Source organism: Deinococcus radiodurans R1 = ATCC 13939 = DSM 20539, assembly GCF_000008565.1.
Lineage (GTDB): Bacteria > Deinococcota > Deinococci > Deinococcales > Deinococcaceae > Deinococcus > Deinococcus radiodurans.
In genome coordinates, this window is the sequence record NC_001263.1 from 1,706,283 (window position 1) to 1,724,914 (window position 18,632).

Sequence of the window (18,632 nt, forward strand, 5' to 3'; positions counted from 1 at the left end):
CCCTCAGCCCTGCTCTCGCGCCGCCATGCGCTCGCCGGTGGCCCGCTCCTCGGCGCGCTCACTGTCAAGGAGGGCTTGGGCAACGTTGTGGCGGTCCTGGGACGACTTGTTCTGGCTCAGCTTGTCCTTGCCTTCCAGCCGCGTCACGGCGATTTCGAAAGTGACCACGCCCGCCAGCATCCGCCGCTCAAAATCGGCGGGAATGGCCGCCATACCGGGCGTAAAGCGTTCGACCAACCCGGAGGCGATGGCGCGGGTCTGCTCGCCCTCCACCACCCGCGCCTGCCCGTAGGCGTGCACCACCGAGTAGTTCCAGGTGGGCACGTTGGGCGCGGAGGCGTACCACGCCGGGTCAATCAAGGCGTGCGGCCCCTGAAAGATGACCAGCACGTCCTGCGGCCCGAAGTGCTGCCACTGCTTGTTGGCGCGGGCGAGGTGGGAGCGCAGGTAAAGCGTCCCGCCTTCCTGCTGCACCAGCACCGGCAAATGGGTGGCGAAGGGCACCCCGCCTGGCGCAGTGACCAGCGTGGCAAAGGCGTGCTCGTGCATGAAGGCGAGCAACTGGTCATGGTCCTCGGCGCGGAAGTGGGCGGGCAGATACATGGCGGCACTGTAGCGGCGCACCGGCCCGGCAGCCAGAGCCGCTTTTAAGCCGGTTGAGAGGGCCACTTGAGGGGTGACCTGTTCTCAGAACGCCACTTTCCTCTACCCTGGCCGCAGATGTCCGGCACCCCGACCTCCACCCTCAACAGCGGCTACGCCTACCGCACGACCCTGCAACGCGGCGGGCAGCGCGTGCTGGACTTTCTGGCGCAGGAGTTCCGGCACTCCGACCGGGCGACGTGGGCCGCGCGGCTGGCGGCGGGCGAAGTGACGGTGGACGGCCTGACCGTGCGCGGCGACGAGACACTGCGGCCTGGGCAAATGCTGGTCTGGCAGCGCCCGCCCTGGGCCGAACCCGACGCGCCGCTGCACTTCGACGTGATTTATGAGGACGCCGACCTACTCGCCGTGTCCAAGCCCTCGGGCCTGCCCACCATGCCGGGAGGTGGCTTTCTGGAGCACACGCTGCTGCATCAGGTGCGCGGGCGCTGGCCGGACGCTTCGCCACTGCACCGGCTGGGGCGCGGCACCTCGGGGCTGGTGCTGTTTTCGCTGACCTCGCAAGCAGGCGCGGCGTTGCTGAAGGACTGGCGGGCAGGCCGCGTGCAGAAGGTCTACCGGGCGCTGAGCGCAGGAGTAGCCGAGCAGGACGAATACGACATCACCGTACCCATCGGCCCGGTGGCGCATCCCCGGCTGGGGCAGGTCTTTGCGGCCAGCACGGCGGGCAAAACGGCTCACTCGCGGGCACGGGTGCTGGAGCGGCGGGAGGACACCACCTTATTTGAGGTCGAAATTTTCACCGGGCGGCCCCACCAGATTCGCATTCACCTCGCCTCGCTGGGGCTGCCGCTGGCGGTCGACCCGCTGTACGTCAGCGGCGGCCTTCCCCGCCCCGACGCGCTGCCGGGCGACCTGGGGTACGCGCTGCACGCCTCGACTCTGACCTTTCAGCATCCGGCACACGGCGCGGCGCTGACCCTGAGTGCGCCCGCGCCCACGCTCCTGTCTTGCCAGGTGACAGACAGCTGACACGGGCGTGCAGGGCCTCTGTTACGCTGGGTCAGTATGCCGAAAGTGATTGCCATCACGTCAGAGAAAGGCGGCGTGGGCAAAAGCACGCTGGCCGTTCATCTCACGGGCGCCCTGATCGAGCGCGGGCTTGACGCTGCGCTCATCGACGAGGACGGGCGGGTGGGCAGTTCGCTGCGCTGGGCGCGCCGCCGTGAGGAGGGCCTGGGCTTTCCGGTGCTGGACGCCGACGAGGTGAAGCCCAAGAAGCTGGCCGCGCTCGACGCCGTGCTCATCGACACCGAGGGCCGGCCCCGGCGCAAGGACCTGCGGGCGCTGGCCGAGCGCGCCGACCTGATTCTGATTCCGAGCGGCCCGACCATGCTGGAACTGGAAGCCACCCGCGAGCTGCTGGACTTTTTCGAGGACGAGGGCGCCGCCCGTCGGGTGCGGGTGGTTCTGACCCGCGTGCCCCCCACTGGGCAGGCCGGCGAGCAAGCGCGCGAAGACCTGCGCGACGACGGCTGGACCGTATGCAACACGGCGCTGCGTTCGTACACCGTCTACCAGAAAGCCGCCGAGCTGGGCGCCCTGTGCCGCGACGTGCGCGACCCCCGCGCCGAACAGGCCTGGGACGACGTGCTGCGGCTCTCGCGGGAGGTGCTGTGATGGCCCGCTTCGCTTACCTGACCGACGACGGCAAGGCCAAGAAAAGCAAGAAAAAGAAGAGCGCCAAAAAGACCCCCGCCCCCGATGGCCGCGGCCAGAACGAGGAGCGGGTCGAGCCGGTCTACGTCCGCAAGGAAACGGTGCGGGCGGTGTGGCGCGAGGTGAAAAAAGAAGGCGGCGAGAGCGTAAGCGAGCTCGTCGAAGACCTGCTGCTCCAGTGGCTGCGCGAGCGGGCGTAGGCGGAGCGTCCACGCCTACCCCACGCACGTACAATGCCCGGCGATGACCGTCACGGGCCGCTTTGCTCCCAGTCCCACCGGGGCCATGCACCTGGGCAACGCCCGCACCGCGCTGCTGGCGTGGCTGCACTCGCGCGCGCTCGGCGGGCGGCACCTGCTGCGTTTCGAAGACCTCGACACTGGCCGGGTGCGAGGCTGGGCCTACGACCTGACCCGGCGCGACCTGGAGTGGCTGGGGCTCGACTGGGACGAGGAATTCCGGCAGTCCGAACGTTTGGACCTTTACGCGGCGGCGCTGGCAGGGCTGGACACCTACCCCTGCACCTGCACTCGCAAGGAAGTACTGGCGGCCATCGCAGACAGCGCAGGCGCCCCCCACGGTGAGGAAGCGGTCTACCCCGGCACCTGCCGCCCCGGCAGTGTTCACCCCGAGCGCCCCGCCGCCCGGCGCTGGCGGGTGCCCGAGGCCGAGAGCTGCGTGACCGACGCCCTGAGCGGCGACACGCTGTGCCAGTGGCTGCCGCGTGACGTGGGCGACTTTGTGCTGCAACGCAACGACGGGGTGTACGCCTACCACCTCGCCGTGGTGGTGGACGACGCGCTGATGGGCGTGACCGACGTGCTGCGCGGCGCCGACCTGTGGACCGCCAGTCCCCGGCAGGCCGCGCTGCACCGGGCACTGGGGTTCACGCCGCCGCGTTTCCTGCACGTGCCGCTGCTCAGCAACTACCGGGGCGAACGCCTCGCCAAACGGGGCGGTGCGCCTCCGCTCAGCGAGTGGCGCGAGCACGGTGAGGCGCCGGGGCGGGTGCTCGCGGACCTCGCCCATACGCTGCCCTGGCCCGGCTTTCAGGCGGTGCCGGAGGAGGTCACGGCGCCAGAGCTGTTACCGCTGTGGGGAGACGTGCTGGCAGAACGGCCCGGCACCTGAGCGTCACGGCAGCGCTGTGCGGCCCACTTCCTGCCCTGTTTTGTCGAGTTCGACGAGTTCCCGGCCCGCCACGTAAAGTAGCCCGCCCTCCGGAGTCCAGGCGGCGGGGCCGCTCACGCCTTCCGGGCGCAGCACCCCCTCGCGGCGCCCGGTCTGGGCGTCGCGGCGTTCCAGGCGGCCTGCCGTCAGCACCCACACGCCGCCGTCGGGCAGAGGAAATCCCATCGCGCCCTCCGCCCCGCGCAGCACCGCCGTCGCCGGGTGGCCCTCGCGCAGAGCGTAGAGGACGGGGCCGGCCTGGACCACGGCGCCCCGCTGGTCCCGGCTGAACTGCACGTCTTGCAGCGGACAGGCCACCTCGCAGCGCACGCCGGACAGCACCGCGCCGTCAGCCACGTTCACGAGTTGCACGCGGCTACCGTCGCCCATCACCGCCCGCCGACCATCCGGCGCCGTCGCCAGCCCCGTCACCGCGCCAGGCCGCAGCAGCGTGCGCGCCTGGGTGTTCAGGTCGAGCTGTTCCAGCCCACGCGCTCCGGCGAGCAGCAGCGTGCTGTCGTTCAGGAAAGCCACCCGCCGCGCCGGCTCGGGCAGCGCCACTCTCCGCCAGAGCTGCCCGTCACTCTGTTGCTCGGCATCCAGCCGCCAAACGGTCACCGAGGCTCGCCCACTGACCAGCACCACTTTGCCCGACGGACTGACGCGCAGGCCCTGGCAATCTTCGGGCAGCGGCAAACGCTGAGGCGCCGCCGACGTTGACAGCGTCCAGAGCGACGTGCCCGCGCAGACCAGCCGCGTCCCACCGGGCAGGGCAGCCAGGCCAGCGACGGCTGCGGGTGCTGGCCCCTGCGCGGTGGTTCCTGGCGACGCAGGCGCCTGCGCCAGGGCCAGCGAACACAGCAGCGAGAGGGCGGTGGGCCACAGGCGGGGCAACTTCATGACTCCGAGTGTAGAGGCGCAGCAGATGAGACGGGCGGCAAGAAAAAAGCCCGGACCCGTGACAGGACCGGACTTGCAAAGAATTCAGCAGCTCAGAACACGTACCCCTTGGGCACCACGACCACGCCGTGCTCGGTGACGGTGAAGCCGCGCTGCTCGTCGTGCTCGCGGTTCAGGCCGATGGTGGTGCCGGGCGGAATCACCACGTCCTTGTCTACGATGACGCGGCGCAGGTGCGAGTGCCGGCCCACCTGCACGTCGTCGAACAGAACGCAGCTTTCGACCAGCGAGTAGGAGTGGGTGCGGACGTTGCGCCCGAGCACGCTGTCGCGCACGGTGCCGCCGCTGATGATGGCGCCCCCGGCCATGATGGAGTTGAACGCCTGCCCCTTGCGGCCCTCGGACTCGTGCACGAACTTGGCGGGCGGCGAGAATTCGCTGCTGGTGCGCAGCGGCCACTCGGGGTTGTAGATGTCGAACTCGGGGTTGACCGACACGAGGTCCATGTTCGCCTCGAAGTAGGCGTCGAGCGTGCCCACGTCGCGCCAGTAGGTGTTGGGACGCTCCTGACCGGGGATGGGATTTTTGTGGAAGTCATAGGCCTGGACGTGGTAGCCGTCGGAGAGCGCACGCGGAATCACGTTGTGGCCGAAGTCGTAGCCGGTTTCCTGCCCGCTGATGCTGGCTTCGAGCAGTTCTTCGAGCGCCCGGCGGCTGAAGATGTAATTGCCCATGCTCGTCAGGCTCAGGTCGGCTTGACCGGGGATGGTGGGCGGGTCGGGCACCTTCTCGTGGAACTCGGTCACGCGCCAGCGCTCGTCCACCTGCATCACGCCGAACTGGTGCGCCTGCGACTGCGGCATTGGGTAAGCGGCGATGGTCACGTCGGCCCGCGTCTCGATGTGTTTTTCCAGCATGTGTTCCACGTTCATCTTGTAGATGTGGTCACCGGAAAAAATCGCCACGTAGTCGGCCTCGAAGTTGTCGATGAGGTGCATGTTCTGGTACACGGCGTCGGCGGTGCCCCGGTACCAGGCGTCGCCGAGTTCCTCGAAGCGATACATCTGCGCCGGCACGAGCGTGATGAAGTAGTCGCTCAGGAAGGTGCCGAAGCGCCAGCCGCGCTGAATGTGCTCGGTGAGGCTCTGCGCCTTGTACTGGGTCAGCACGTAGACCGAGAACATGCCCGAGTTGATGAAGTTGTTGATGGCGAAGTCGATGATGCGGTATTTGCTGCCAAACGGCACGGCGGGCTTGGACCGTTTCTGCGTCAGCGGGGCCAGGCGCGAGCCCTGACCACCCGCGAGAATCATGCCGAGAACACGTGGTTTCATGGGGACCCCCGAAAGATGAAGACGGCAGCAAGAAAGGAAGAGGGGCACTCGACCCCCGAAATGCACTGCACTTTCCCGTCAGACTGTCGTCCTCACTCTACCGCCGACCCCGTGGCCCGGAATCAGCGAGTAGGTGAACCTTTCCAGGCAACTCCTGACGAGCGGGAATACAAAAGACGCGTCCCAGCGCTACTTTTTTGACTTAGCTTGTAAGTCGGCAAACCAAGTCTGAACTTTTCCGCAAGGTCAACTCGGCGCCCCGGAACGCTCCAGAAACGCCCGCAGGTGCGCCTCTGCCGCGTCCGGCGATTGCACCTCGGCCCCGAGCTGACGGCGCATCCAGGTGAGCTGCCGTTTGCCGTACTGCCGGGTCGCCAGGGCGATGGCTTGCTCGGCGCCTGCGAGGCTCAGGCGGCCCTGCGCCACCGCCAGCGCCTCGGCGTACCCGAGCGCCTGCCACACCGTCGGGCGCGGCTCCTGCTCCGGCGGCACCTGCCCGGCGAGCCACTGCGCCTCCTGCGGCCAGCCGGCGCGCAGCATGGCGGCGGTGCGCTCCTGCACCCGCTGTTCCATCTCGGCGGCGGGCGGCGAAAAGGCAAACACCTGATACTGGAAAGCGGGTGGCGAGTACCCGAACTCACCGGGAAAACGCCCGGCAGCGCGGTAGACCTCCAGCGCCCGGACCACCCGGCGTGGGTTGCGCTCCATGCGGGCGGCCTCGGCAGGATTGGCCTGCTCGATTTCGGCGAGCAGCGCGTCCAGCCCGCGTTCCTGTAACTCGGCTTCGAGGGCGGCGCGCATCTTCGGGTCACTCGGCGGCGTGAGCGGCAGCCCCCGGCTGAGCGCACTGAGGTAAAAGCCGGTGCCGCCCACGACCAGCGGCAGCCGCCCCCGCGCCAGGATGTCCACGATGGCGGCCTCGGCCTGCGCCGCGTACTGCGCCACGTCGTAGCTCTGCGTCACGTCGACCACGTCAAGCAGATGGTGGGGGACGCTCGCCCGCTCCTGCGGCGTCGGCTTGGCAGTGCCGAGGTCGAGGCCCCGGTACACCGTGAAGGCGTCGGCGGCAACGATCTCGAGTCCGTACTCCCGCGCCAGCCGCAGCGCCAGCGCCGTTTTGCCCGCAGCGGTGGGAGCAGTCAGGACGGGGATGAGCGGGGCAGCCATAGCGCCGGTCAGTGTAGGGCAGCGCTCCGTTCTTGGCACGCGACAGTCTCAGGGCAGCGACCTGCTACCCTCCGGCCATGTCGCAGAGCAACAACGAATCCGGCAAGCCGGTGCTGGCGAGGCTGCAACAGCTGATGACGCTCCGTGAGGAAGTCGAGACGCTGGCGCAGGGCGGCCCCTGGACCCCCGCCGCCGACTGGCGCGACGCGGGCACCCACCTCGACCTGCTGCTCGACGTGCCGGGCGTGGACGCGGGCACCCTGGCCCTCGCCGAAGACGGCGGGCAACTGACCGTGAGCGGCGAGCGCCCCGGCACCGAGCACTTGCTGCGCAGCGAGCGCCCGAGTGGCCGCTTCGTCCGTGAGCTGGCCTTTCCCGAGCCGGTGCGCCCTGCCTCGGGGGTCGCCAGTCTGGCCGGCGGCGTGCTTACCGTCCGCTTCGAGAAGCTGCGTCCCACCATCGACGTGACGGCTCGCCCCGCGCCCGGAGATCCGGAAGCCAGCACAGAAACCAGTCCTGACGAAGACCGCTGATATGCATTCGGATTGAATCCAAAACAATTGGATTCAATCCGAGCGGAGCGAGTGGGAACGGAGAGGGATTTCGCGGTATGGAAGCACAGGCGGCGCCTCTTCCGCTTGTGCTGAAATGGAGTGGAATCCGTACGGGCGGGCGGACACGGAGGCAGTAACACCCCGCTCCACATCGCAGCGGCGCGGGGTGCGGTTTATACTGGGTTCAAGAACATTTGACCCGTCCCGTCCCGCTGGGGGCGCCCCACTGGTCGTGCCAGTTGTGCCAGTTTCTCACGCGCTCCGGGCGGGCGGCCTGCCTGCTCCACGGCGGCCCGGCCCTTTGCTTCCTGCTTTCCCCACTTTAGGAGTCCTATGACCTCAATTCCTGCTGTTCCCGCTGCTCCGTCCGGTTCCCTGCCCCGGCCCTGGCTCACCTCCTACGAACCCGGCGTGCCGCAAGACCTCGCGCCCAGCAGCCGCACCCTCTACCGCCTGCTCGAAGACGCGGCCACCCGCTACCCCAACCGCGAGGCGCTGCAATTCCTGGGTCAGGGCACCACCTTCCGCGAGCTGCTCAAGCGGGTGCGCCGCTTTGCCAAGGCGCTGCAACGCTCGGGCGTGCAGCAGGGTGACCGGGTGGCGATCATGCTGCCCAACTGCCCGCAGTTCGTGGTGGCCTTCTACGGCACCCTGCTGGCGGGCGCAGTGGTCGTGAACACCAGCCCGCTCTACACCGCCGCCGAACTCGAGCACCAGCTCAGCGACTCGGGCAGCGAAACGCTGGTCATTCTCGACAGCCTGTATCCGCGCTACGCCGAAGTTGCGGACAAGGTGCCGGTCAAGCGCGTGCTGGTCAGCCGCATTCAGGACGAGCTGCCGTTCCCCAAGAACCTGCTCTTTCCTATCAAGGCGCTGAAGGAAGGCACGCTGGCGAGCGACTCGTTCAAGCGCAATCCCCGCGCCGTGCCGATGCGCTTCGTCACGAAGCTGCAAGACCCCGACCCGGTGTCGGTGCCGATCACGGCGGACGACGTGGCGCTGCTGCAATACACCGGCGGCACCACCGGCGTGCCCAAGGGCGCGATGCTGACCCACCGCAACCTGGTGGCGAACGCCGAACAGTGCCGCTCGTGGATGGTCGGGCTGCAAGAGGGCCGCGAAATCACCATGGCCGCCATTCCCTTTTTCCACGTGTACGGCATGACGGTCGCCATGAACCTGAGCATGCTGATCGGCGCCACGCTGGTGCTGGTGCCCAACGCCCGCGACATCAAGATGGTGCTCGACGAAATCTCGCGCACCCGCGCCACCATCTTCCCCGGCGTGCCCACGCTCTACAACGCCATCAACAACCATCCCGACACCGCCGCGCACGACCTGACCACCATCCGGGCGTGTATCAGCGGCTCGGCGCCTCTGATGCAGGACACCGCCCGCACCTTCCGTGAAATCACCCAGGGCGCCAACCTGGTCGAAGGGTACGGCCTGACCGAAACCAGCCCGGTCACGCACGTCAACCCCATCACCGGCGAGCAGAAGGAAGGCTCCATCGGCCTGCCGCTGCCGGGCGTGGACGCGCTCATCATGGACGACGCGGGCCAGCCGGTGCCGACCGGCGAAGTCGGCGAGCTGTGGGTGGCCGGCCCGATGGTCATGAAGGGCTACTGGAACATGCCCGATGAAACCGCCAAGGTGCTGCGCGAGTACGCCGGCAAGACCTGGCTGCTGACCGGCGACATGGCGACGATGGACGAGCAGGGCTTTTTCCGCATCGTGGACCGCAAGAAAGAGCTGATTATCGCGGGCGGCCACAACATCTACCCCCGCGAAGTCGAAGAAGTGCTGACCTCGCACCCCGCCGTGCTCGAAGCCGCCGCCGTGGGGCTGCCCGACCCTTACCGTGGCGAGACCGTGCACGCGGTGGTGGCGCTCAAGCCCGGCATGCAGGCCACCGAGAAGGAAATCATCGCCTACTGCCGCACCCTGCTCAGCGCCTACAAAGCGCCACGCAGCGTGGAATTCCGCGACGAGCTGCCCAAGACGGCGGTCGGCAAGACCCTGCGCCGCCAGCTCGCTGCCGAGGCCCGTGAGCGACTGAAGAAGGAAAAGGCTGAGAAGTCGGCCTGAGCCTTTCGCGCCTTCAACAGTCCCTCGGCTCCGGCTGGGGGATTTTTCGTTGCTTCTTTTGCTTGTTTCCCTTTTGCGGGCCCACTCCTGCCGTATCCTGCCCCTCATGACCAGACCCCCCAAACGCGGCGCCGGCCCCATCAAAGGCTCTAAGGGCCGCAACCAGCAAAGCCGCCGCAACGTGCCGGTGGGCCGCGACGGTTCCACCCGCGACGCCGTGCGCCCGGTGCGCGAAACGCCCGAAGACCGTCAGGCCCGCAGCGAAGGCCGGGTGCAGCGCGACCCCAATTTCAAGCCTGCCGAGGGCAAAAGCGGCGCCCGCCCGGCCCGCAGCGGCGGCGGCCAACAGAGCAAAGTGGGCCTGCGTGGCGAGGACTTCCGCTTTACTAGCGGCGGCCCGCGTAAGGCCCCGCCCAAACTCGGCAGCAAAAAAGCCCTGCCCGAGCTCAAGCGGGTGCAGCTCGACGCCCCGGCGCCCGAAACCACCTTCCGCGACCTCGACGGCGAAAAGGTGACCTTCCCCGACAGCAACCTGCGCCGGGTGGCGGCCCGGATTCTGGCCGAGCGGCACAAGCCCTGGCGCTTCCGGCCCTTCGCCTTTCCCCTGTTTACCGACAAGGGCCACGAGCAGAACTTTCACTTCGACTTCTACATCTACGACCCCGAAGGCAGCGTGATTCGGCTGATTCTGGTCGTGCCACACGAATCGCGCGAGGTCTGGGACAAGGTGGGGCGCTTCAAGCGGCAGTACCCGATGTACACCTACGAACTGTGGACGCCCGAGAAGCTGGCGCAGTTCCAGAAGGGCGGCAAGCTGGGCTGGTGAACGCTGCCCAACCGGGGACCGGCAGAGCAAATGCTCAGGCGGCCCTCTTTTTTTTGGCGGCCCCTGCTACCCTGCTCCCTGTGAGCCGCCCCCCCAACCCTGCCAAATCCATCCCGGCCAAACTCAGCCGCACCGCGCGCGGCCCCGCCGTCACCCTCAAGGCCGCCGCCGTGCGCCGCATTGCCGGGCGCTACCCGTTCGGGCACGCGGGCGACATCGCCAGTGCCGACGCTGGTACCCAGCCAGGTGACGTGGTGGACGTGCGCGACGAGGGCGGCAAGCTCGTCGGACGCGGCTATTTCAACCCGGATGGCGCCACCCCGCTGCGGATGCTGGTGTGGGAAGCGCGTGACATTGACCTGAACTTTTACCGCGAACGGGTGCGGGCGGCTCTGGCACGGCGTGAGGGACGCATCACCGGCACGAACGCCATGCGGGTGCTGCACGCCGAGGCGGACGGGCTGCCGGGCGTGGTGGCCGACCAGTTCGGCGACGTGCTGAGTGTGCAACTGCGGAACGCGGGCGTGGAACAGCACCGCGACCTAATTTTGCGGGCGCTGCGCGAGGAAACCGGCGCGACCTCGGCTTTCGAGCGCAGCGACACCGGGGAGCGGCGCAAGGAAGGGCTGGACCTGGTGAGCGGTCCGCTGTGGGGCGAGGTGCCGGAGCGCGTCGAGTTCTACGAGGACGACCTGCGCCTGCACTTCGCGCCGCTCGACGCGCAGAAGACCGGCTTTTTCCTCGACCAGCGCGACAACCGCCGGATGCTGGCGGGGCTGCTGGCGCCGGGGCAACAGTTCCTCGACGTGTACTCCTACACCGGGGGCTTTTCGCTGCACGCGGCGAAGGCGGGGGCGCAGAGCACCGCAATTGACAAGGACAGCGTGGCCCTCGGCGTACTGGAACGCGAAGCCCGCGAAAACGGCGTGAGCGTGGGCCTGCGCTGGGGCGACGCCATCGAACAGCTCGCCGCGCTGGAAAAGGAAAAGAAGACCTTTCACGCCGCCGTCTTCGACCCGCCCACCCTCGCCAAGCGCCGCGACGACGTGCCCCGCGCCAAGCGGATTTTCACTGACGGCACCGCCGCGCTGCTGCGGATGCTGGTGCCCGGCGGACACGTCCTGGTCAGCACCTGCGCCCATTACATCCGGGTGGATGACCTGCTCGACGCCGCCCGTGTGGCCGCCGGGGCCGCCGACTGCGACGCCGAGGTGGTCGCCGTGACCTACCAGCCCGCCGACCACCCCCACCTGCTGAGCGTGCCCGAGAGCCTCTACCTCAAGAGCATTCTGCTGCGGAAGCAGGGCTGAGAAGGGAACAGGGCCGATGCTCAAGCACGTTTCCTTCCTGACCCGTGACTTGCCTGCCATCCTCGACTTTTACGCCCGGCTCGGCGGCATCGTCGAAAAAGACCTTGTGACGCATGAGGGCCACCGCCGGGGTGTCATCCGACTGGGCGAAGGCAAGTTGCAGTTTTTTGAGGTGGCAGGCGAAACGCCCGCGCCGCACCCCCACTGGGCCGAACACATCGCCCTGCAAGTACGTGGGCTGCGTGCCCTGCTCCCCGAATTGCAGGCGGCGGGCGTGACGGTGACTCGCGACTTGCAACCCAGCCCCGGCGGGCGCGACATGGCCTTCGTGCTCGACCCGGATGGACGGCAGGTGGAGTTGCTGGAAGCGGATTAGCGTATTTGCCGGGATGAGGTTTCGCTGGGCCGGGCCTGGGTGCCCCCTCACCCCTTTGCTCCGCAAAGGCCCTCTCCCACCAGTGGAGAGGGTCAAAAGATGCTTCGTCTCTTCTCTTATTTCTGCTTCTCACAAATAACCGAGAAACGCAGAACGCTAGGGCCGTCGGGCGCTGAAAGCGCACGGGCCTCGCGTCCGTAGAACTCACGAGCGTCCAGACTGCACGTGCAACGGAAGAACACTGCCCGCCACGCGCCATCACCGCCAGCCTCCTCAGCGGAGCGTTAAAGCCCCTGTCCCCTTTGGGGATAGGGGTTTGGGGTTGGGGCTAAACGCTCAGGCCCAAGCCCCCACGTCTCCCAACCTCCCGCCCGCAGCCAAACTCCCAATTCCCACCCCCACCCCCCTGATATGCTCACAACAGAATGCCCACCCCCATCCACGTCCTCCCCCCCCACGTCGCCCGCCTCATCGCTGCGGGAGAAGTGGTCTCCCGCCCGCTCGATGTGGTGCGCGAACTGGTGGAAAACGCCCTTGACGCCGGGGCGAGCCGCATCGAAATCGAGGTGGACGGCGGCGGCCTGGAGCGCGTGCAGGTACGCGACAACGGGTCCGGCATCGCGGCACAGTCGGTGCCACTGGCCCCCGCCCGCCACGCGACAAGCAAGCTGACGGCTGGCCCCGAAACCGGCAGCCTGAGCGTTACCACCCTCGGCTTCCGGGGCGAGGCGCTGTGGGCGGCGGCGCAGGCGGGCGAACTCGAACTCACGACCCGCCCGGCAGCGCAGGTGGGGGCGGCGCGGCTGCGCGCTCAGGGCGACGCGGTGGAGGTCAGCCGCACCTCGGCCCCCGCTGGCACGACGGTCACGGTATCCCAGCTCTTTGCCCGGCTGCCCGCCCGACTGCGGACCCAGGCAAGTGCGGCGGCGGAAGTCCGTGACATCACCGCGCTCCTCGGGCGCTACGTGCTGCACCACTCGGCGCTGCACTGGCGGCTGACGGTGGACGGCGACCCCCGGCTGACCCACGCGCCCGCCGACCACCGGGGCGCGGTGGCGACGGTCTACGGTCCGCTGAGCGCCAACCGCGTGCTGACGCTGGACACACCCGGCGTGCGCGGCGTGGTGTCGCGTCCCGAACTGACGCGGGCGCGGCGTGACCGGATGCACTTCGCGGTCAACGGGCGGCCCATCGTGGCGCCGCCGGAACTCGAACGCGCCGTGATCGACGCCTACGCCGAGTTGCTGCCCGCCGGCACCGCGCCGCTGTGCGTGCTCGACCTGACGGTGGCGCCCGAGGATTACGACCCCAACATTCACCCCGCCAAACAGGTGGTCGCGCTCGCTGACCTGCCTGCCGTGGCGCTGCGGGTGCGCGACGCCGTCGCTGGTGCCCTCGCTGGGCATCCGCTGGTGAGGGCAGCCCCGGCCCTCATCGCGCCGCCCGAGCCACATCCGGCGCCCACGGCGGGCAACTTTCCCGACCTCACCCTGCTCGGCGTCTATCAGGAGCTGTACCTGCTCGCGCAGGGCGAGGGCGACCTGTGGGTGGTGGACGCCCACGCCGCGCACGAGCGGGCGCTGTATGAGCGGCTGGGACGCGAACTCGGGACGGCGGCTCCGCTCGAACTGCCCACGCCGGAGCTGCTGCACCTGACGCCCGAGCAGACCGCCCGGCTGCACGAACGCGGCGCCGAGTTGCGCGGCTGGGGCCTGACCATCGAGGATTTCGGCGCGGGGCTGGCACGGCTGCGGACCCTCCCGGCGGCGCTGGCGGCCCTGCCGGTGCCCCGGCTGCATGAAGTGGTGGTGGAAACGGCCCTTTCCGGTGGCCCCGACCCCCGGCGCGAGGTGCTGGCGCGGCTGGCGTGTCTGCCCGCGCTCAAGGCGGGAATGCTCGACGCTGAGCGCGGCGCGCTGGTTCTGGCCGCCCTACGCGAGTGCGAGCAGCCCTGGGCCTGTCCACACGGGCGCCCCACCGTGCTGCGGCTGTCCGAGCGCGACCTCGCCCACGCCTTCGGGCGGCGCGGCGTGCGGGATGTGGCGCGGGGGCGTGACAGCGTGGTTTGAATGTGGGTGGCTTGAGTGCGGCTTGGCGGCAGGGGGGTAGGAGAGTCAACCTTTGCCCAAACCGGCCTTCACCCGCCTGACACGCCGCAGACGCTATGAACAGCCCCATGACCGATCCCAAGAACGAGCCCAAAAATGAGCAAGGCGGCCTGCCCAACGATATAGGCAACGAGATGAGCGACCGCGCCGGCTACTACGACGAGTCCCCCAGCGGCGACACCGAAACCCCGGTGGGCCGCCCCTCCACCGACACCACTTCGCCTGGCGCGGTGCCTACCGTGACTGGCGACGACCGGGGGATGCACCAGACCGGCACCAGCTTCGGCACGACGCCCGAAGACGACAAACTCATCTGAAGTTCTTAGCTCCCACCGCAGCACGTTGGCCCCGGATTCCGGCCCGCGTGCTGTTTTGCTGCCGCGCTTTGCCTTACACTGACCGGCTGTGACCGCCGCGCCCCGCCCCCCCCACACCCTCTCCGTGGCCCCGATGATGGACTGGACGGACCGGCACTGCCGCATGTTTCACCGCACGCTGACCCGCCGGACGCTGCTCTACACCGAAATGGTCACGACCGGCGCGATTTTGCACGGCGACCAGGGGCGGCACCTGGATTTCAGCGCCCCCGAGCACCCCCTCGCCCTGCAACTCGGCGGCAGCGACGCGGCGGCGCTCGCCGAGTGCGCCCGGCTGGCCGAGGACTGGGGCTACGACGAGGTGAACCTCAACTGCGGCTGCCCGTCTGACCGGGTGAGCAGCGGTTCTTTCGGCGCCTGCCTGATGGGCACGCCCGACGTGGTGGCGCGGGCGGTGGAGGCGATGAGAGCCGCGACCCGGCTGCCAGTGACCGTCAAACACCGCATCGGGATCGACGACCTCGACAGCTACGAGCACCTGACCGGCTTCGTGCGGACAGTGGCGGCAGCGGGCTGCGAGCAGTTCATCGTCCACGCCCGCAAAGCGTGGCTCTCGGGCCTTTCGCCTAAGGAAAACCGCGAGATTCCGCCATTGCGCTATGAGGTGGTGCAGCAACTCAAGGCCGACTTTCCACAGTTAACCGTGGTGCTCAACGGTGGCGTCAAATCTCTTACCGAGGCGCAGCAAGCCCTCGCCTGGGCTGACGGCGTGATGATTGGCCGCGCCGCCTATCAGGAGCCGTACCTGCTCGCCGCCGCCGACCGTGACGTGTTTGGAGAAGATGCCCAGGCTGTCAGCCGCCGCGAGGCCATCGAAGCGTATCTGCCCTACGTGGCCGCACAGGTGGAAGCCGGGCAACCACTCAACCGCATGATGAAACACACCCTGGGCCTTTTCGCCGGGCAGCCGGGCGCGCGGCACTGGAAGCGGACGCTGAGCGAGCAGGGCCACAAGCCAGGCGCTGGACTGGACGTGGTTCGGGCGGCACTCGCCGGGGTGCCGGACGACGTGCTGGACGCCAGAGCTTAAAAAACCCCGCCAGCAACGGCGGGGCATTCAGGCAGTAGGGGCGTCAGAACACGATAGGCAGCACGCCCACGCTGTCGCCGCCACAGTCCACCGTCACACCTTTGGGGGCGTCCGACACGGTGCAGCCCAGCGCGCGCAGGCCGGAGAGCGGGAAAATCAGGTTCTTGCCGTCGCTGGCGGGGGCCAGGGGCAGGTCCACGTTGCCGTTGCCGCGCTGAGCGGTCTTTTGCCCGGCGGTCACGGTCAGCGGGGTTTCGCCCGCCACGTTCATGCGGTACTTGCCCCCGCCGAGGCTGACCACGTTGACCACGCCGATCAGGTCCTTGCCCAGCAGGTAAGGCTGGCCCTTGACCACGCCAGCGGGCGCGGCAGGTTTGGCGGCTGCGGGCACGCTCACGGCGTCCACGATCAGCAGGGTTTCGTTGGCGCTCAGCGGCGCACTCAGCACGTAGGCGCCCGGTTTGCCCGCCGTGTCCTTAACGAGCAGGCTGCCCGACTGACCGTTGACTTTCCAGTCACCGACGGCCTGCGAGCCCAACGCCGTGCGGACCTGGGTGCGGGCCTGAGCGGCGGCCTGCTTGCTGTAGAGGCACACCGCCTGACGGCTGACTTTGAGCTTGCTGGGGCACGACACGAGTTGCCCACTCACGGCGCGGCTGACCGCAATCGCCACACCGCTCACCGTGCGGTCGGTCACGGGAGAAACGGTGGCAGCGGTTGCCTTGGCCGGGGCGGGCGCGGGAGCGGCGGTCTGCGCCAGAGCGCCGGGAAGCAGGGAGGCGGCGAGCAGGGCCGCGAGAACCATCGGGGAAGCGTGACGCATACGCCGCATCTTAGGGGCCGCGCATGAGGGGGAACTTTGAGTCGTGAGACAGGCTGCTCGCTCTGCCTAGGTTTCATCGCTTCGTCTGAGCGATTCAACCGCAATTGGTCCGAGCCCGCTCGTCTCAGACCTGCAAATAACCCTCGCTCAGCGCCCACAGCCGCGCCGCCGCGCCGTCGTCGAGGGCCTGAGGCGCGGGCGTGACCCGGCGCGCGTTGGCGTAGTAGCCGCCCGTGTGAACCGGCGCGCTGACCGCGTGCAGGCTGGTTTGCGCCCCTTGCTCGGGCGTGAGCGAAAAGCGGTCAAGCAGGCCGTAAGCCTGGGCAAAGCGTCCGCCGCCGTTTTTGCCGAAGCCGCTGGCGACCATGCCGGGGTGCAGCGACACGCTGAGCACACTGGGCTCGCGCCGCGCCAGTTCGCGGGCAAAGAGGATGTTGGCGAGCTTGCTCTGCGCGTAGGCGGGCCACGCCGCGTAGCCCCGGCGAAACTCGGGGTCGTCGAAACGGATGCGCCCGACCACATGCGCCGCCGACGCCACCGTGACCACCCGCGCGGGCACCCGGCGGGTCTCGCTGCTGCGCCGGAGCAGCGGCAACAGCTCACGGGTCAGCAGAAACGGCGCGAGGTGGTTCAGCGCCCAGGTCAGCTCGATGCCCTCGCGGCTTTCCTGGCGCTCACGGTGCAGCGCTCCGGCGTTGTTCACCAGCACGTCGAGTTCGCCGAAGCGCTCGCGGTACTCGGCGGCGGCCCGCTCCACCTGCACCAGTTCGCTCAGGTCGGCCAGCAGGGTGCCGGCGGCGCCCACCTCGGCAGCCACCCGCGCCGTGCGCCCCGGGTCGCGGCCCACGATGACCACCTGTGCTCCGCGCCCAGCGAGTTCCCGCGCCGTTTCCAGGCCGATGCCGCCCGTGGCCCCCGTAATCAGAATGCGGCGGCCCGTCAGGTCCTGCGCTCCTTGCTGCGTGTTCATGACCCCCACCATAAACAGCGCGGGCCCCGGCGACTGCACCCTGGAGCATTTGACAAAAAGAGTGCACCGCTTTTTGGCGAGCGGAGCGAGTGCAAACCAACGAGCAGGACGGAGAATGGAGCGGGTGGCGGTGCTATTCCGACGCCTGCGTAATTCGGAGAACTGCTCTAGACCAAAAAAGAAGGGCCAACCCCCGAGGAATCGGCCTCCTGGCGCGGCGAACTTCACCCGGCCCGCCTGATTGTGATTGCGCTGATGGGCCCAGTGTACCCGGTGAACTGTCACCGACTTGTCACAGCGGCATGAGAGGACGGCCAATTTGTCTCCAGGCTCGCGGCTGGATTCAATAAGCGTCACCCGGCGCCACTTCGCCTTCCGGCGTGCGGCCTTGCAACACGTCGAGAATAAAGCTGCGGGCATAGGCCGCGCCGCGCTCCAGCAGGTCGGACGTGATGCTGGCGATGTGGGGCGTGATGACGACATTTTCCCGGTCCCACAGCGGGTGTCCGGCGAGCAGCGGTTCGGGGTCGGTCACGTCAAGGACTGCGCCGCCAAGGTGCCCCGAATCGAGCGCCGCCAGCAGGTCGTCCGTCACGATGAGGTCGCCGCGCCCCTGGTTGGAGAGCCAGACGCCGGGTTTGAGGGCCGTCAGCCGCTCGGCGTTCACGATGCCGCGTGTGCGCTCGGTGCTCGGCAGCAGCAGCACCACCCAGTCGGCCTCCGCGAGGCGGTAGTCCACGAGGTCGGGCTCAGTTTTCGAGGTCAGACCGTAGACCTGTGCGCCGAAAGGAGCCAGCAATTCCTCCACGATCTTGCCGATGTGCCCGTAGCCCCAGAGCACGACTTTTTGACCGTCGAGTGTGCTCAGGCCCGTGTCGGCCAGGGACGTTCTGACCCATTCGCCCCGCTGCTGGGCGTCGCGGAAGCGGTGCAGGCCCCGGCTGGCCGCCAGCATTCCGGCCACCACATGCACTGCCACGGCGCGGTCGTGCAGGCGGTGGGCGTTGTAGAGCGCGGCGCCCTGAGGCAGCTTGCCCTGCACGTGCTCGATGCCCGCCGTGAGCGTCAGCACCCATTGCAGGCCCGGCACGCTCAGCAGCGCGTCGCGGGTGGCCCCGTTCGCCAGCCACAGCACGACGCCCTGGGCTTCGCCGTCCGGCACGCCCTTGTCGTTGGAATAGAACGCCAGCTCCGCGCCGGGCAGGAAGGTGTCGCCCGGCTGGGCCAGGGCATGAAAAGCAGGCAGGTCGGGAACAAGAACGCGCATGGCTCCAGTC

At 68.6% G+C, this 18,632-nt stretch carries 19 protein-coding genes; 12 read left to right on the forward strand and 7 right to left on the reverse strand.

Annotated elements, in window-relative coordinates:
• Positions 1–3 precede the first annotated feature (3 nt).
• On the reverse strand, positions 4–603 hold the full coding sequence (locus DR_RS08595; protein WP_027479904.1) for an FMN-binding negative transcriptional regulator: 600 nt from the start codon (positions 601–603) through the stop codon (positions 4–6).
• A 117-nt stretch (positions 604–720) separates the two neighbouring features.
• Between DR_RS08595 and DR_RS08600 the strand changes: the two genes are divergently transcribed.
• The 4 genes from DR_RS08600 to gluQRS are packed head-to-tail and all read left to right on the forward strand — an operon-like array spanning position 721 to position 3,453.
• Positions 721–1,635 (forward strand): RluA family pseudouridine synthase, encoded by a 915-nt coding sequence (locus DR_RS08600; protein WP_027479905.1) that lies wholly within the window; start codon positions 721–723, stop codon positions 1,633–1,635.
• Positions 1,636–1,671: 36 nt separating this feature from the next.
• A complete protein-coding gene (locus DR_RS08605) occupies positions 1,672–2,283 on the forward strand; it encodes a ParA family protein (protein ID WP_010888320.1) in 612 nt (203 codons plus the stop codon).
• Positions 2,283–2,522 (forward strand): hypothetical protein, encoded by a 240-nt coding sequence (locus tag DR_RS08610; protein ID WP_027479906.1) that lies wholly within the window; start codon positions 2,283–2,285, stop codon positions 2,520–2,522. The genes DR_RS08605 and DR_RS08610 overlap by 1 nt, the downstream gene beginning before the upstream one ends.
• 43 nt (positions 2,523–2,565) lie before the next feature.
• Complete coding sequence (gene gluQRS, locus DR_RS08615) at positions 2,566–3,453, forward strand: tRNA glutamyl-Q(34) synthetase GluQRS (RefSeq protein WP_010888322.1); 888 nt, start codon at positions 2,566–2,568, stop codon at positions 3,451–3,453.
• Between the two features lie 3 nt (positions 3,454–3,456).
• On the opposite strand, the gene DR_RS08620 is transcribed toward gluQRS, so the two are convergent.
• From DR_RS08620 to miaA, 3 genes are all read right to left on the reverse strand, one after another.
• Positions 3,457–4,392, reverse strand: coding sequence for a hypothetical protein (locus DR_RS08620; RefSeq protein ID WP_010888323.1), 936 nt, complete (start codon positions 4,390–4,392; stop codon positions 3,457–3,459).
• A 92-nt stretch (positions 4,393–4,484) separates the two neighbouring features.
• Entirely contained in the window at positions 4,485–5,726 is a 1,242-nt protein-coding gene (glgC, locus tag DR_RS08625; RefSeq protein ID WP_027479907.1) for a glucose-1-phosphate adenylyltransferase, read from the reverse strand.
• A gap of 246 nt (positions 5,727–5,972) precedes the next feature.
• Positions 5,973–6,893 carry a tRNA (adenosine(37)-N6)-dimethylallyltransferase MiaA gene (gene miaA / locus DR_RS08630; RefSeq protein WP_010888325.1) on the reverse strand — a complete coding sequence of 307 codons (921 nt, stop codon included), beginning with the start codon at positions 6,891–6,893 and terminating at the stop codon, positions 5,973–5,975.
• A 77-nt stretch (positions 6,894–6,970) separates the two neighbouring features.
• Here miaA and DR_RS08635 point away from each other — a divergent pair, with 77 nt between their 5' ends.
• The 8 genes from DR_RS08635 to dusA all read left to right on the forward strand — a co-directional run bounded on the left by DR_RS08635 (position 6,971) and on the right by dusA (position 15,562).
• Positions 6,971–7,426: an Hsp20/alpha crystallin family protein gene (locus DR_RS08635; protein WP_034350200.1), complete on the forward strand. Its 456-nt coding sequence runs from the start codon at positions 6,971–6,973 to the stop codon at positions 7,424–7,426.
• Positions 7,427–7,780: 354 nt separating this feature from the next.
• Complete coding sequence (locus DR_RS08640) at positions 7,781–9,535, forward strand: long-chain-fatty-acid--CoA ligase (RefSeq protein WP_010888327.1); 1,755 nt, start codon at positions 7,781–7,783, stop codon at positions 9,533–9,535.
• Positions 9,536–9,641: 106 nt separating this feature from the next.
• Positions 9,642–10,361 carry a hypothetical protein gene (locus DR_RS08645; protein WP_027479908.1) on the forward strand — a complete coding sequence of 240 codons (720 nt, stop codon included), beginning with the start codon at positions 9,642–9,644 and terminating at the stop codon, positions 10,359–10,361.
• A gap of 110 nt (positions 10,362–10,471) precedes the next feature.
• Positions 10,472–11,671 carry a class I SAM-dependent rRNA methyltransferase gene (locus tag DR_RS08650; RefSeq protein WP_051618807.1) on the forward strand — a complete coding sequence of 400 codons (1,200 nt, stop codon included), beginning with the start codon at positions 10,472–10,474 and terminating at the stop codon, positions 11,669–11,671.
• A gap of 16 nt (positions 11,672–11,687) precedes the next feature.
• A complete protein-coding gene (locus DR_RS08655; protein ID WP_010888330.1) occupies positions 11,688–12,047 on the forward strand; it encodes a VOC family protein in 360 nt (119 codons plus the stop codon).
• Positions 12,048–12,472: 425 nt separating this feature from the next.
• Positions 12,473–14,116 (forward strand): DNA mismatch repair endonuclease MutL, encoded by a 1,644-nt coding sequence (gene mutL, locus DR_RS08660; RefSeq protein ID WP_010888331.1) that lies wholly within the window; start codon positions 12,473–12,475, stop codon positions 14,114–14,116.
• Between the two features lie 107 nt (positions 14,117–14,223).
• On the forward strand, positions 14,224–14,472 hold the full coding sequence (locus DR_RS08665; protein WP_027479909.1) for a hypothetical protein: 249 nt from the start codon (positions 14,224–14,226) through the stop codon (positions 14,470–14,472).
• 133 nt (positions 14,473–14,605) lie between these two features.
• A complete protein-coding gene (gene dusA / locus DR_RS08670; protein WP_051618806.1) occupies positions 14,606–15,562 on the forward strand; it encodes a tRNA dihydrouridine(20/20a) synthase DusA in 957 nt (318 codons plus the stop codon).
• 43 nt (positions 15,563–15,605) lie between these two features.
• Here the strand turns inward: dusA and DR_RS08675 are convergent, their stop codons facing one another.
• The 3 genes from DR_RS08675 to DR_RS08685 form a co-directional block, all read right to left on the reverse strand.
• Positions 15,606–16,385 (reverse strand): hypothetical protein, encoded by a 780-nt coding sequence (locus DR_RS08675; RefSeq protein ID WP_162177676.1) that lies wholly within the window; start codon positions 16,383–16,385, stop codon positions 15,606–15,608.
• A 124-nt stretch (positions 16,386–16,509) separates the two neighbouring features.
• Positions 16,510–17,355: an SDR family oxidoreductase gene (locus tag DR_RS08680; protein WP_027479910.1), complete on the reverse strand. Its 846-nt coding sequence runs from the start codon at positions 17,353–17,355 to the stop codon at positions 16,510–16,512.
• Between the two features lie 343 nt (positions 17,356–17,698).
• Positions 17,699–18,622 (reverse strand): NAD(P)-dependent oxidoreductase, encoded by a 924-nt coding sequence (locus DR_RS08685; protein WP_034350204.1) that lies wholly within the window; start codon positions 18,620–18,622, stop codon positions 17,699–17,701.
• Positions 18,623–18,632 lie beyond the last annotated feature (10 nt).

Coding starts and splice junctions, on each gene's coding strand:
- DR_RS08595 (WP_027479904.1), bottom strand. CDS start 603: ATGTATCTGCCCGCCCACTTCCGCGCCGAGGACCATGACCAGTTGCTC.
- DR_RS08600 (WP_027479905.1), top strand. CDS start 721: ATGTCCGGCACCCCGACCTCCACCCTCAACAGCGGCTACGCCTACCGC.
- DR_RS08605 (WP_010888320.1), top strand. CDS start 1,672: ATGCCGAAAGTGATTGCCATCACGTCAGAGAAAGGCGGCGTGGGCAAA.
- DR_RS08610 (WP_027479906.1), top strand. CDS start 2,283: ATGGCCCGCTTCGCTTACCTGACCGACGACGGCAAGGCCAAGAAAAGC.
- gluQRS (WP_010888322.1), top strand. CDS start 2,566: ATGACCGTCACGGGCCGCTTTGCTCCCAGTCCCACCGGGGCCATGCAC.
- DR_RS08620 (WP_010888323.1), bottom strand. CDS start 4,392: ATGAAGTTGCCCCGCCTGTGGCCCACCGCCCTCTCGCTGCTGTGTTCG.
- glgC (WP_027479907.1), bottom strand. CDS start 5,726: ATGAAACCACGTGTTCTCGGCATGATTCTCGCGGGTGGTCAGGGCTCG.
- miaA (WP_010888325.1), bottom strand. CDS start 6,893: ATGGCTGCCCCGCTCATCCCCGTCCTGACTGCTCCCACCGCTGCGGGC.
- DR_RS08635 (WP_034350200.1), top strand. CDS start 6,971: ATGTCGCAGAGCAACAACGAATCCGGCAAGCCGGTGCTGGCGAGGCTG.
- DR_RS08640 (WP_010888327.1), top strand. CDS start 7,781: ATGACCTCAATTCCTGCTGTTCCCGCTGCTCCGTCCGGTTCCCTGCCC.
- DR_RS08645 (WP_027479908.1), top strand. CDS start 9,642: ATGACCAGACCCCCCAAACGCGGCGCCGGCCCCATCAAAGGCTCTAAG.
- DR_RS08655 (WP_010888330.1), top strand. CDS start 11,688: ATGCTCAAGCACGTTTCCTTCCTGACCCGTGACTTGCCTGCCATCCTC.
- mutL (WP_010888331.1), top strand. CDS start 12,473: ATGCCCACCCCCATCCACGTCCTCCCCCCCCACGTCGCCCGCCTCATC.
- DR_RS08665 (WP_027479909.1), top strand. CDS start 14,224: ATGACCGATCCCAAGAACGAGCCCAAAAATGAGCAAGGCGGCCTGCCC.
- dusA (WP_051618806.1), top strand. CDS start 14,606: ATGATGGACTGGACGGACCGGCACTGCCGCATGTTTCACCGCACGCTG.
- DR_RS08675 (WP_162177676.1), bottom strand. CDS start 16,385: ATGCGTCACGCTTCCCCGATGGTTCTCGCGGCCCTGCTCGCCGCCTCC.
- DR_RS08680 (WP_027479910.1), bottom strand. CDS start 17,355: ATGAACACGCAGCAAGGAGCGCAGGACCTGACGGGCCGCCGCATTCTG.
- DR_RS08685 (WP_034350204.1), bottom strand. CDS start 18,622: ATGCGCGTTCTTGTTCCCGACCTGCCTGCTTTTCATGCCCTGGCCCAG.